13 protein-coding genes are annotated in these 13,618 nt (G+C 35.1%); 11 read left to right on the top strand and 2 right to left on the bottom strand.

The features are described 5' to 3' along the window. Positions 1-351: 351 nt before the first annotated feature. A complete protein-coding gene (locus tag G4Z05_RS15700) occupies positions 352-1,467 on the top strand; it encodes an aminopeptidase (RefSeq protein WP_163252718.1) in 1,116 nt (371 codons plus the stop codon). Between the two features lie 379 nt (positions 1,468-1,846). Here the strand turns inward: G4Z05_RS15700 and G4Z05_RS15695 are convergent, their stop codons facing one another. Further along, positions 1,847-2,251: a DUF5367 family protein gene (locus G4Z05_RS15695; protein ID WP_163252716.1), complete on the bottom strand. Its 405-nt coding sequence runs from the start codon at positions 2,249-2,251 to the stop codon at positions 1,847-1,849. Beyond that, entirely contained in the window at positions 2,251-2,835 is a 585-nt protein-coding gene (locus tag G4Z05_RS15690; RefSeq protein WP_163252714.1) for a TetR/AcrR family transcriptional regulator, read from the bottom strand. Before G4Z05_RS15690 ends, G4Z05_RS15695 begins: the two co-directional genes overlap by 1 nt. 283 nt (positions 2,836-3,118) lie before the next feature. Here G4Z05_RS15690 and G4Z05_RS15685 point away from each other — a divergent pair, with 283 nt between their 5' ends. From G4Z05_RS15685 to G4Z05_RS16680, 10 genes are all read left to right on the top strand, one after another. Continuing rightward, positions 3,119-3,868 (top strand): conserved phage C-terminal domain-containing protein, encoded by a 750-nt coding sequence (locus G4Z05_RS15685; RefSeq protein WP_163252712.1) that lies wholly within the window; start codon positions 3,119-3,121, stop codon positions 3,866-3,868. Further along, positions 3,861-4,193, top strand: coding sequence for a replicative helicase loader/inhibitor (locus tag G4Z05_RS15680; RefSeq protein WP_163252710.1), 333 nt, complete (start codon positions 3,861-3,863; stop codon positions 4,191-4,193). Before G4Z05_RS15685 ends, G4Z05_RS15680 begins: the two co-directional genes overlap by 8 nt. Positions 4,194-4,198: 5 nt before the next feature. After that, positions 4,199-5,503 carry a replicative DNA helicase gene (gene dnaB, locus G4Z05_RS15675; RefSeq protein WP_231314818.1) on the top strand — a complete coding sequence of 435 codons (1,305 nt, stop codon included), beginning with the start codon at positions 4,199-4,201 and terminating at the stop codon, positions 5,501-5,503. 306 nt (positions 5,504-5,809) lie between these two features. Next, positions 5,810-6,244 (top strand): PH domain-containing protein, encoded by a 435-nt coding sequence (locus G4Z05_RS15670; protein WP_163252709.1) that lies wholly within the window; start codon positions 5,810-5,812, stop codon positions 6,242-6,244. A 51-nt stretch (positions 6,245-6,295) separates the two neighbouring features. Beyond that, on the top strand, positions 6,296-6,574 hold the full coding sequence (locus G4Z05_RS15665; protein WP_163252707.1) for a DUF3784 domain-containing protein: 279 nt from the start codon (positions 6,296-6,298) through the stop codon (positions 6,572-6,574). Between the two features lie 289 nt (positions 6,575-6,863). Then, the gene (locus tag G4Z05_RS15660) at positions 6,864-8,726 is read left to right on the top strand and encodes a PDDEXK-like family protein (protein WP_163252705.1); all 1,863 of its coding nucleotides are present in this window, start codon (positions 6,864-6,866) and stop codon (positions 8,724-8,726) included. A 242-nt stretch (positions 8,727-8,968) separates the two neighbouring features. Beyond that, complete coding sequence (locus G4Z05_RS15655; RefSeq protein ID WP_163252719.1) at positions 8,969-10,903, top strand: DUF2075 domain-containing protein; 1,935 nt, start codon at positions 8,969-8,971, stop codon at positions 10,901-10,903. Positions 10,904-11,194: 291 nt separating this feature from the next. Then, a complete protein-coding gene (locus G4Z05_RS15650; protein ID WP_163182522.1) occupies positions 11,195-11,518 on the top strand; it encodes a nucleoside triphosphate pyrophosphohydrolase in 324 nt (107 codons plus the stop codon). 29 nt (positions 11,519-11,547) lie between these two features. Then, a complete protein-coding gene (locus tag G4Z05_RS15645) occupies positions 11,548-12,543 on the top strand; it encodes an HNH endonuclease (RefSeq protein ID WP_163252704.1) in 996 nt (331 codons plus the stop codon). A 305-nt stretch (positions 12,544-12,848) separates the two neighbouring features. Further along, the gene (locus G4Z05_RS16680) at positions 12,849-13,523 is read left to right on the top strand and encodes a DUF4145 domain-containing protein (RefSeq protein ID WP_163252702.1); all 675 of its coding nucleotides are present in this window, start codon (positions 12,849-12,851) and stop codon (positions 13,521-13,523) included. The last annotated feature ends 95 nt before the right edge of the window (positions 13,524-13,618 follow it).

The raw sequence follows: 13,618 nt of genomic DNA, 5'->3' as shown, positions 1-13,618 counted from the left end.
TAAAATCCGCATTATATTTTTTACCTGTATTTTTGTTTACCATTTGGACACAACCTTTCTATACCTAGTATGGTCAGATTTACAAAAAACTTAACTTAGTTGTGTCCATGAAACTATACTAGCATCAGTTACTTAGCTAACATACTTCTTATTAACTATAAATATCTAATATAAAGAAGCTATAACAATAACTAAAATATTAACCCTTCATACCGATAAAACAAATTAAGAATGGTTTGAGGAAATGGAGTCATGATTTGTTATTATATTTTGTTGTTTTTATAGATTAAAATAAAAAAACAAACGAATTGAAATTCGTATAAAAAATACTAACAAATGGGAGATGATATTGTGCGTGATCCACGTTTAGAAAAATTTGCTGAAGTCATTACCGGATATTCCATTGAGGTTCAACCAGGGGAAAACGTATTAATTGAAATGATAGGAGTTCAGGATCCTGAATTTCTAAAGATATTAATCGAAAAGGTCTATGAGAAAGGTGGAAATCCTTTTTACAATATTAAGGACCCACGGGTAACGCGAGCATTCTTAAAAGGGGCCAATGAAGAACAATTAAAGAATCAAATGATTGTGGATATGACACAGATGAAACTGATGGATGGCTATATTGCTGTTCGCGGTGGAGACAATATCACAGAGTTATCTGATGTTCCAAGTGAAAAGATTAATTTGTATAACAGACTATATAGTGAAGTACTAGATGAGCGTGTGAATAATACGAAATGGGTGATTATGCGGTACCCAACTCCGTCTATGGCCCAGTTATCCGGTGTACCTACAGATGTATTCGAGCAATTCTACTTTGATGTTTGTACATTAGATTACAAGAAAATGGACAAGGCGATGGATGCCCTTGAGGACCTAATGAATAGAACCAATAAAGTTCGTATCGTTTCTCCGGGAACCGATCTCACTTTTTCATTAAAGGGCCTTGGTGCTGTGAAATGTTCAGGTAAGCGAAATTTACCAGATGGAGAAGTATATAGTGCTCCAGTAAAAGATTCCGTTAATGGGGTTATTACCTATAATGCAACGACCATTTACAACGGAACAACTTTCGATAACATTCGTTTAGTATTCAAAGACGGCAAAATTATCGAAGCTACTGGATCGAATACGAAAAAACTAAATGAAATTTTAGATACAGATGAAGGTGCTCGATATATAGGGGAATTCGCCATTGGTGTGAATCCATATGTCCTTCATCCGATGAAAGATATTTTATTTGATGAAAAGATTGCCGGCAGCATTCATTTTACACCAGGCCAAGCATATGAAGGGGTAGCTGATAATGGGAACCGTTCAGCTGTTCATTGGGATATGGTGTTAATTCAACGTCCTGAATATGGTGGCGGAGAAATTTATTTTGATGATGTGTTAATTCGCAAAGATGGATTGTTCGTTGTTCCTGAATTGGAAGCTTTAAATCCAGAGAATTTAAAATAAACGAGAGTAAGTATTGCAGTAAAAAAAGCCGAGTATTCGGCTTTTTTTCATCTTTCATTTTATGTTGAGTAGATTGAACTTTAGATATAACAGTTCCAACGGTATATAAATAAGTAAGGAATCAAATTCTGCCTATCTTTGTTCCATGATCGATCAACTTGCACGATACGTCCTGTCATTCCGAAGCAAACGAAGGACTCAACTTGATTCATCGGACAGATCACGTTGCATGATGGAAGAAACATAAATGAACCAAGCAATACCATAGAATACACAAAGATTTTTTTCAGAGAAAAAACAGAGAAAATAAAGAAAAAGATCGCATCTCATGTGATTCAAACTTTATGATTAATTCTAGAACGATACGAACATTATTCAATTATTTGTAACTAACTTTTTGATTGATGATGTAAGGGATAAATAAATACAGGGCATAGGCAAAAGTCATCCATGCGGTAAAAGCAATAACTTGAGAATTATCCAATTTCGGAAAAACGAGATGATGATAAGATAATGTAAATGTGTCTAATGCTAAACCAATGATCGTACCGATAAATCCAAACTTTAATGCAGCATGGTTGGTTTTATCGAATAACAGATATACATAAGTGACACCCCACAATACAGCGGATGTTCCAATTAATAAGAGGATCGTGCTGATAAAGAACTCCACTGAACCTGAACCTGGATGAAATAAAACATATTCTCCGAAAAGCCTAAAAAACAATGTTGCCAACAACCATACGAACAACCCCCACATCGCAGTGAATAAGAAGCCTTTCATTAATTGTCCTCCTTACCTTTGAAAGTACTAAGCTCCTTAATGAAATGTTCGAATTCCTCGTATGTTTTTTCAATGGGAAAGTCTTTTTGCAATAATGCTTGAAGTGCCAATCCATCCACAATGGCATTGAATAAAATTCCCCATGTTTCAAATGAAACTCCTTTGATCGGGGATTCTACCCAAAGGCTTGATAAAATCTCGGATAGAGCCTTATTTTCGTTCCTCATCATTTCCCCGAGTTTCCTTCTTATTTCCTCATTGTTAAAACTGGAAGCAACCAAAGAAAGAAATAATTTATGGAAAAACGAATCATAGGAACAACGACTTTTAGCCGAATCAAGCGCTTGCTCTATCACGTTTTCTCTAGTTTGAGATATTTCTTGCCAACTGTTGTCACAAATGTCCTGAACGAGATCGATGAACAATTGTTCTTTCGTTCTAAAATGATAGTAAATCGTCCCTTGTGTTACTCCTGCTTTTTCAGCCACTGCTCTTAATGTGAAATTTTCAATCCCTTTCTCAACCAAACACTCCTTTGCACATTGAATAATTTCACTCTTACTCATTCCATTTGGTTTTGCCATTTGATCAACACCTTTTAGTTATTCAACTAACTAACTCTATATTAGCAACGAAATAACAAAATTACAAATATTTACATATAAAGTCTATGGGTGTACCCGATTATCCTATATGTCTTTGTAAGAGTTTTTATTCACATTTCATCTGAAAACAAAAATTTTTTTCCACCCCCCTGTCTTTTTTCATTCCTACTTCCTATATAAAGGGTGAGAGAGTTGACCTGATGGATCGGTCTTTCAACTTTACTTAGGAGCCACTCAGTGAAATAGGAAAGGGAGGAAAAAAATGAGCAAATTATTAATTCAAGAAAGTCCGGTGATGATTATTCCATCACTGGCAGTAAAAATTGGTTTGAACGAAGCGGTAATCCTGCAACAAATTCATTATTGGGTGTCCATGAGTAATCATGTGATCGAAGGGAGAAAGTGGATATACAACACGTACAAAGATTGGCAGCAACAGTTCCCATTTTGGTCAGAAAGCACGATCAAACGGACGATCCATTCGCTTGAAAAACAGGGATTAGTGATTTCTGGCAATTGGAACCGAACGAAGATGGATAAAACGAAGTGGTATACGATCCATTACGAACAGTTGGAAACATTAACAGATCTCCCTCCAGAAAAACCGGTGATCGAAACGGAACTACCCAAACGATACGATACAAATCAACCAAAACAGCCATTACCTAATGATGACAGAATGAAGGACAAAACGATCGAGCGAAATGAAAGTCCAGAGACGGAAAAACTAGTCGAGGAAGTGATCAATTATCTAAATGAAAAAACATTCTCATCCTACAAACCTCATACAAAGAAAACAAGGGAATACATCCTGGCAAGGATAGAAGATGGTTTTACATTGGAAGATTTCAAAAAAGTCATTGACATCAAAGTCCGGGAATGGCTTTATGACCCGGTGATGTGCAAATACTTGAGGCCATCAACATTATTTGGGACAAACTTCGAGTCCTATCTCAACCAAAAGATGGTGTACAAATCCCTTCAAGAGGAGGATTTTGATTTAAATGAATAAGCGTGAAACATTTACCTTGTTGAAAATGATCTGGAATTTTTATGACCAATTCGTGGTTGACCAAGATAAAGTCAATTACTGGTATGAAGCGATGAAAGAATGGCCATTAGAGGAGGTACAAAAAAACTTACTGGAATTTGTCAGACAATCCCCTTATCCTCCAAAAATATCCGAACTAGCACCGAATAAAACGACCAATGCCATGTCCGTGCCGAATCTAGAGGAAACGAAAGTCATCATCACGAGAAAGCATAAGCCAGCCAGTGAGGAAGTCGCCCAACGATCTATGGCCCAAATGAGAGCGATATTAGGAATCGAGAGGTAAAGAACATGAACGTGATGCAGAGTTTTGAACCATATAACGAACAAGCGGAAGAGGCACTAGTAGGGGCATTTTTTCTGGATGAGCAGCTAATCAAAGAATGTACGATCAAGCCTGAACAGCTATATTCTTCAAGGCTTAGACAGATTTTTTCGGCGATACGAAGCTTGGATGAAAAAGGAAAGCCGATTGATATCATCTCTATTATAGAAGAACTCGGTTTGGACCGTTTGCAGGAAGTTGGAGGGGTAAGCTACCTGAATCAGTTGGCAGGGAGTGTGCCAACAACAGCGAACTTTCATTTTTATGAAAAATTAGTCAAGGAATACGATCAAAAAAGAAAGACGATACATATTGCAGAAAAAATGATGGACCAAGCATGGTGGGGAGAAATTGGCCAAACATTAAAAGAAGGGATCCATGACCTTATGGCCATCCAGGATGAAGAGGCAATGGATGATGACGGGAATATTCAGCAAAGCTTAGTCAATTTATATGAGTATTGCGAACAAGATCATGGCGAGATGGTAGGAATTCCATCTGGGTTTTCAGACTTGGACAAGCTTACTGGAGGATTTCGGGATTCCGATCTTGTCATCATTGGAGCGCGTCCGAGTATGGGGAAAACGGCATTTGCTTTGAACTTGGCCGTTCAAGCAGCGGTCAAGGATGTGAGTGTCATTTTTTCTCTCGAGATGCCGAAAATCCAATTATTGAAACGAATGGCAGGATTGATAGGAAGAATCGACAGCTTAAAAATGCAAAATCCGAGAAAAGAGTTCCAGGAGGAGGATTGGGACCGTTTTTCCACCGCCATTGGGGATTTGTCCAATAGGAACCTTTATATTTTTGACAAAGCCGGCATGGATGTTCCTTATATTTGGTCCACGGTGCGAAAACTGAGAAGGGAATATGGTGAGCAAAAAAGAATGCTTGTAGTGATCGACTATTTGCAACTTATCCAAGGGGACCGTAAATACCATAAAACGCGCGAGGCAGAAATAAGTGAAATCAGCCGGGCACTTAAAACGATGGCAAGGGAATTAAAAATCACCGTCATCGCCCTTTCTCAATTAAGCCGAGGGGTCGAAAGCCGCAAGGACAAGCGTCCCATCTTATCAGACCTACGAGAAAGTGGCCAAATCGAACAGGATGCCGACCTCATCGCATTTCTGTATCGCGATGATTACTATTCGAATCAAACTCCAAAGAAAAATCGGATCGAACTCATCCTTGCCAAGCATCGAAACGGCCCGATTGGAACCATTGAACTCGGGTTTAGGAAAGAATATGGTTTATTTTTAAACTTGTAAGGATGCGGCAAAGTCAAGCGAGGTTGGGATTATGTAAATTTGGTAGATTGCTATTGTTGGGCAACTATATTTGTTAGAGTGAATTGAATAGGAATTGGATTTTGTATAACATAAAAATTACAAAATGAGCCCTAGATTTATTGACGATCTTTTTCTCATTATTCGAGCAGGAATATAAAAATGATATGCCATCTGATAAAAGTGGATTTTAGAAAGGGCTCATTTCGTTTCGGTACAAGTAATACTACATTTATCATAAAATGTAATAATAACCGTATCTACCGTAAAAAAAGAGGGGATGGCTCAATGATGTTCCGTTCAAAAATAGATGGTGTATTCATCACATGTTTATCGATAGCGATTTTAATTATAGCTGCTGTTACATTACTACCTCCGCTCCTTGATAAGGAAGCATCCATAACCGTCGTCATGATTATGGTCGCTATCTTTCTCATTTCAGTCAGCTTTTTATTATGGACTACTTTTTCTATTAAGTACATTTTCTATGAAGATTATTTATTCGTGAAAGGCGGACCATTCAGGAGTAAAATTGCTTATCCGTCTATCACCAAAATGACTCCAATGAACGATCTATTTACTGGTTATCGAATTTTATCCTCTAAAGAGGGACTTGAATTATTTTATCAATCTGCCACACTAGGTAGTGTTAAGATTTCTCCAAAGAATAGGGACGAGTTCATCTCGGAGTTAAAAAAACGATGCCCGAATATAGAAATATAGGGATACACATTGTGAAATCAATGGTTCATTTTCATTTGAAGGGTGTGGCAGATGGATACTAAAGTAGTGGTTTTAGGTGTAATCTTCTTAGTGCTTGCCTATTTAGTGGGTGTGAAAAAGCAAACGTATTGGTTGAGTGGTTTTAACCAACATCGTGTGAGAGATAAAAAGAAACTAGGAACTATTGTGGGCTCCTATAGTTTTGTGGTAGCTGTTGTTTTAATCATGAGTGGATTTGTGAGAATCCTACCTTTAGAAATACTTATGCCTCTTATTGTCATTGGTTATCTTCTTCTTATTGTTTATGTCAATGCTAAAATGGTCGAATAAAACTTCATTTATTCATGAATGTATTTTGAAATTGCGAGGTTATTACTTCGCAATTTTTTTGTTTTTATGACAGTGAGCCAATTTGGTTTAATGGGGGGTTTTCCCATTTTCCTAGACTTAGAAACTAGGAACATTGTATGATAGTAGTGTATTTTTTTGGATGACTAGGGAAGTATAGGAACTTCTCCCTATATCTTGGAGTTTCTTATAAATGAATAACAATAGGGAATTTCGAGAATTCTTTTTAAATTACATGTTGATTTGAAAGTGGATAGGAGAAAAACTTGCTATGACATATTCATTGGATTCGATTGCGCAGCTCGATCACTCGAAAGATTTCGCTCGTTTGCATCAAAAATTTCATCAGTTTAATCCATTAAAAGTATTGCGGGTGGATCAGTTTGAAATTCGGCACTCCAATGTATTGGCATGGTTATTGGATCCGAATGAAAACCATCAATTGGGCAGTTTTTTTATAAAAAAACTGTTGTCCCGTCTCATTATGCGTCCCGAAAATGAGGAGAAAGCGGAAGGGTGGAATTTCCTTTCCTATATCTATGCTTCTTTTTCAGACGCAGAAGTTTATCGTGAAGTGAAAACGGAAACAAACCGATACATAGATTTATTAATTATTGTCCCATCACAAAAGCTCGTTCTTTTAATAGAAAACAAATTTCATGCCGGAGAATCGTTGGGACAGCTGGAAGATTATTTAAGTTATGCTCGTAAATGTTTTGAAAAGGATGGATATACGATTCTACCAGTTTTCTTGACTTTAGCAAGCGACGCCCCATCTTTTCAAGATTACTGGGTGCTAGATTACTATGATGTTTTAGAAATCATTCAATCCCATATTGAATTCAATAGGGAAGCGATGTCTGACAATGTTTATGACTTTTTAGTGTATTATACCGCCATCCTTCAGGAACAGCTCGTTCAAGATGAAGAAGCGAATGAGCTTGCCCTTGAGGTTTATCAAGCCAATCAAGCAGCCATTGATTTATTATTTTTAAGTCAACATGAAGAGTACAGGAAACAACCGCGGTATCGTAAAGTCTTTGAGCAAATGACAGAAATAACCGATGAACAAAAAGTAGCCTTAAGAAAAATTTATGAAAAAAAGAAACAAACGATAGATTTTATTTTCAAAATCGGCAGTAATGTCCTACGGGAGGCTTTTTTATCTTTTGTTCAACTAGAAAACATCCCAAAAGAAGTTTACCGTGCTCATATTCGAGTGCCGAACTTTATTTTACCTGAATGGCAAGATTTTGCTGAAACAATAGGTGAGCCTGAAGGGGAATATTGGCTAGGGCACGGACTCATCATCTGGTTCGAACGTACTTGGGACGACCGATTAAAGATGAATGTAGAGGTTGGACCAATCCCATTTGAAAAAAGGTTGAAGTTGTTGAACGCACTAGAAAATCAAGGTGTATCGATCAGGCCATCTGCCAAACAGGAAGGGAAGAAATATACGAAAATTTATACACAAACAACCGAAATCTCAGACTGGGCTCATAAGCAAGTAATTATCGAGGGAATGGGTCGTTTATATCATAATTCTGACCTACATTCATTGTTTAAAAAAGTAGCCTTGGCGGTCGCATCAATAGAGGAATCATCAGAAGGAGTTTCAGAAGAAAGTGCGTCTTATTATGAACATTTCCCGAAAGGAAAAATTCCTGCTGATGCATTTTTAAAATTTGCTAAGTCTCAAGGAATACCAATGGATCATTATCGCATTCAAAATCGAATTGCCTCATTCCTTTTACCGGTATTTCGAAAGCTTGAAAAATCCTTTGGAGGTACCCGACACAAATGGTGGTGGCATGACAGCACCTTTACCTATTGGTTTGAGCGATTAAACGATGATCGCTTAAAGCTAACATTGGAACTAGGGCCTTTATATCCGGAAAAACGCTTAGCTATCATTCATGAACTAGAAGCCCAAGGCTTGACCATTTCAGACAAATCGAAACAACCATCCTCAAGATATACTCGTCTTTTCTCTAAATCTATATTTATAATGAATTGGGAGGATGAAGAAGAGATATATAGGGAGATGGAAGAATTGTTCAATGATCAGAAGAATCAAATGATTTTGCAAATGATTGAGACAATTCAATATAACTATGGGGGAGTAATATGATACACAATCATACACGTAATATTATTTATGTATGTTGGTTCTCTGTTCTAATTAAAAGAAAATTGCGTCTGATTTGCTAATTAAACAGATCATAAAGGATTTATAGAAGGTATTTTACCTCCTTGGATAAAGAGTAAATGATTGATGTAAATTGATTTTTTTATCTTTTAATTGGTGTACATGAAAAATTTCGTATCAATTAAAATAATGATTATAGTAAATAATGGGGAATGAATTTATTAATGATTGTCTATGAAGCGACTAAATCAGAATTTTTAAACGATGTTTTTCACGATGAATTAGTTAACAATATTTGTAGAAATTATAATGCAAAAATTGGTCGAATCAATGAGCGAGAAGTTCGGGCTTGGGATAACTCCATGCAATACATGTATAGAGTTCTTAGTGATCATGAAATTCCAGCGGATGCGGGTGTAGCAATTGAATTTAAGATTCCCTACACTTCAAAACGGGTTGATTTTTTAATATCTGGAAAACAGGGAGAAAAAAACTCAGTTGTAATAATTGAATTAAAACAATGGAAATCTGTGGAGAAGATAAGTGGGAAAGAAGCTATTGTGAAAACAGTCATTAACCGTAACTTGGTGGAAACGACTCATCCTTCTTATCAGGCGTGGTCATATGCATCATTAATCAAAGACTATAATGAAAATGCTCAAAACGATGAAATTCATCTTTATCCTTGTGCTTACCTACATAATTACATCTATCAAGGCGATTATGATCCTTTAACTGATAAGGTGTACCGGTATTATATAGAACAAGCTCCTGTTTTTTTGAAGGGGCAAGCAAAGCAACTACGTGATTTTATAAAAAAATACATACAATATGGTGATAATAAGGAAAACCTCTATAAAATTGAAAATGGGAGGATTCGTCCTTCTAAATCCCTGCAAGATTCCTTAAACAGTATGTTAAAAGGAAATCCCGAGTTTGTCATGATTGATGATCAGAAAGTGATTTTTGAACAAGCCATTTATCTTGCGAAGGAAGCATTACGGACTAATACCAAACAAGTTTTGGTGGTAACTGGTGGTCCGGGTACAGGTAAATCTGTATTGGCTATAAACTTATTAGTTGAGTTAACGAAACAACATATGGTTTGCCAATATGTCACAAAAAACGCTGCTCCTCGAAATATCTATGCAACAAAATTAAAACGTGATTTCCGTAAAGGAGTTATTGATAACTTATTCAAAGGATCTGGAAGTTATATAGATGCATCACTTGATGAGTTTGATGCATTAATAGTGGATGAAGCCCACAGGTTGAATGAGAAATCCGGAATGTTTTCCAATCTGGGTGAAAATCAAATGAAAGAAATCATCCATGCTTCGAAGTTTTCTATCTTTTTTATTGATGAAAGACAGCGTGTTACTCTAAAAGATGCGGGAAGTATAGGGGAAATAAAAAAATTCGCTTCAGAATTTGGCGCGAATTTGACTATTATGAATCTAGAATCCCAATTCCGTTGCAATGGTTCTGACGGCTATTTAGCTTGGATTGATGACGTGCTTCAAATTCGAGAAACAGCAAATGCTGATTTTATTGGTGGACAGTATGATTTCAGGGTATTTGATAATCCAAATAAACTGAGGGAAGAAATTGAAAATTTGAATAAAGTGAATAATAAATCACGAATTGTTGCTGGTTATTGCTGGAATTGGGATAAAGTTGGACAAACAAATCCGGATTATTTTGATATTGTAATTCCTGAGTTTGATTTTAAAATGAGCTGGAATTTAGGTAATACAGCTACTTGGGCAATTGATGAAAACTCAGTCAGAGAAGCAGGCTGTATTCATACATGCCAAGGTTTGGAGTTTGATTATGTAGGTGTCATTATTGGAGATGACTTAAGGTATGAAAAAGGAAGTGTAGTCACCGATTATACCAAACGTGCAAAAACAGATACTTCATTAAAAGGCTTGAAAAAAATGATAAGGGAAGAACCTGAAAAGGCATTAAAACTCGCGGATGAGATTATTAGAAATACGTACCGAACTTTAATGACACGTGGTCAAAAAGGATGCTTTGTTTTTTGTACGGATAAGAAACTGGCTGCCTATTTAAAGGAGCGGTACCAAAAAAGTAACAAATATGAAACTAATGAGTTTTTTATGTCAATGGTTGCCGAAGAGAAAGAAAAATATTAACTCTTATTTTTTTAGTTCTGTAGGGATGTTCCTTACAGAGCTTTTTAATTTGAAATTTTCCATTTTACAATATTAAAACTTTGGAACTTGATCACATTTTCAAAGGTACTGTAAAAGAGAAAACGGTAGGAAAAAACTGATATGTTTTATCATTAAAAACATTTATTTCTATTAATTATTTGGAATCATTTTGTATAATGGAAATAGATAATTTTGGAATTGTTTGGTATCAATCCAATTTAATTTAACTATTATGTATAAGTATATTTCACTAAAAGGGGTAACAAGGAAATGCCAATTTATAATAAATTAGTGCGCGATAAGATACCGGAAATTATAAAAAATAGTGGTAAAAATTTTATCATGAAGATATTGAATGATGATGAGTACATAAAAGCACTACAACAGAAAAGTTATGAAGAGCTTGAGGAGTTCATACATAGTAAGACTATAGAGCAATCTATTGAAGAGCTTGCTGATATGCTGGAAATTATTCATGCCTTGGCCGATTATCATGGGGTTTCATTTGATTATATCGATGAATGTAGAAAAAAGAAACTGCAAGAGCGTGGCGGATTTAAAAAAAGGATATGTTTAATAAAAGTAGATCATTAATTATATAACAATCATACAGGTGAAAGCTCATGAGTCATAAATTACAAGTCGGCGAAATGAAAGCAAAATATCTAACTGATAAAGAGATTTGGGGTCATTTTAATTACATATTTTCGTCGAAATCAAAAAACTCTACTACATACAAATTCGTTCTGATTAAGTCAATTTTGGAAAACTTGTACAATTTTAATGAAAAGTTAGAGATAAATTATTCTACTTTGTTTGCGAGTTTTGCAAAAATATATTGGAACTTAGTTATCCATCATAACCTAAATCAAATAAATATGACGGGAAAAAAGGCCGAAGTCCAGAAAATCCTGCTTGCTGTTCAATCTAAGTATCAGATTCCCAACACATTAGTTTTTGATAAACTTTCTGAAGAATTACAGGTGGAAATTATAAATAAAGTGAAGAGAAAATGTAAGGTTAATGTCATGGGGGCAATATATGGCGATACAGCGTGCACTATTTATGATTTTGATAATCAGAAGGAACAATTAAAACTTAACAGTACATTTTTCTCATTTATGCAGCGTTTTCAGCGAGTATTAAATTATTTAACTAATTACCATCTAGCTTTGTTTTTAGAAAAATTTAATGAAAAGGGAGATACTACGAATCTATTGTTAAAAGTTGAAAATGTCTCTAGAAGGTCATCTCTTGATCAATTTTACCAGGTTCTCTCTTCTTATTATAACGGAAAATGTTTTTATTGTGGAAAAGTCATTAGAAAGCAACATGCTCATGTCGATCATTTTATCCCATGGAGTTTTGTTCAGGCAGATCAATTGTGGAATTTAGTGATTGCATGCAGCGCATGTAATTTATCAAAAAATGATAAATTAGCGAGTAAAATCTTTTTAGAAGAAATCATTGACCGTAACGATAAATTACTTTCTATACCAGAGCTCAGAAAAAGGGGGGATATGCAGGTTTATACCAGTAAAAAACTAAAAGATCTTTACTATTATTCAAGGGAAAATGGGTTTACGGATATTTGGACACCGAAAAAAATAATTATTTAGTTTCAATTAAATGTGATGGTGGGGAATTTATTTTTCCTTAGGGCTTCTTCCTTTATGTTGGCGATGTAGGGAGATATATCTTTTATATCAGAAAGTACGTTTTTTACCAACTGACCATCTCTTAGTGCAAAATTGTACCATGGTTTATTACAATTTCTTTTAAATATATACCTCTTAACATTAAAATTTTCGTGGAATATGGGAAGAAAAACTATTAAAAAGTTTAAAGTTAATTTAATTCCTTAAACAAATTTTTAAACATTATAGAATTTTCCTTTTATAATAAATTTATAGGGGCGATTGTAGTGGAAGAATTAAAAGAACGAGTTTATTGTAGTAGATGTAAAGGGAAAACCAAACATTTAATAATTACAAGTTACAAAGAACAATCAGATGTAGATGCTGATTTCCATTGGCATGATCATTATCATATTGTACAATGCGCAGGTTGTGATAATAAATCATTTGTTCGGCAATATGGTGATGAAGACACTTGGGAATATATTAATGGTTATAGAGAATGGAAAGATATTTTTACAGTTTATCCCGAAGAGCCAAAGGTTGAAACTGATGAAGAAAGATGGAAAAGGAAATTTGAGATGTTATATTTTATGCCTCCGAAACAATTTCAATTTGTTCCAGAAAATTTAAATAAGCTATATAAGCAAACAATAAATGCATATAACTCACAACAAAATATTCTATGTGCAGCAGGACTTCGAACTATAATTGAAGGAATTTGTAACGAGTTAAATATTAAAAAGGGGCATATTTATAATAAAGATGGTTCAAAAAAGTTAAATGAGAAGAATAAAGTAATTTTTACAGATAACCTAGCGGGGAGAATATTTGGTTTATATGAAAATGGATATATCATCTTTACTCATGCTTTATTATTACAAAAAATAAAAAATATAGGTAATAAAGCTGTACATGATATTGTTGAACTGGACCTACGTCAATATTCCGGACACAAATAAATTAAATTCCAAACCACTTTCTAATTTAAATTACAGTTACCTTTCGTGGCTTGACATGGAGCCTCGGCGGGCATGAGTTCTATGCCAGGAAGCCA

This window comes from Neobacillus thermocopriae (assembly GCF_010975035.1).
Lineage (GTDB): Bacteria > Bacillota > Bacilli > Bacillales > Cytobacillaceae > Neobacillus > Neobacillus thermocopriae.
This window is presented reverse-complemented; position numbering and strand designations above follow the sequence as displayed.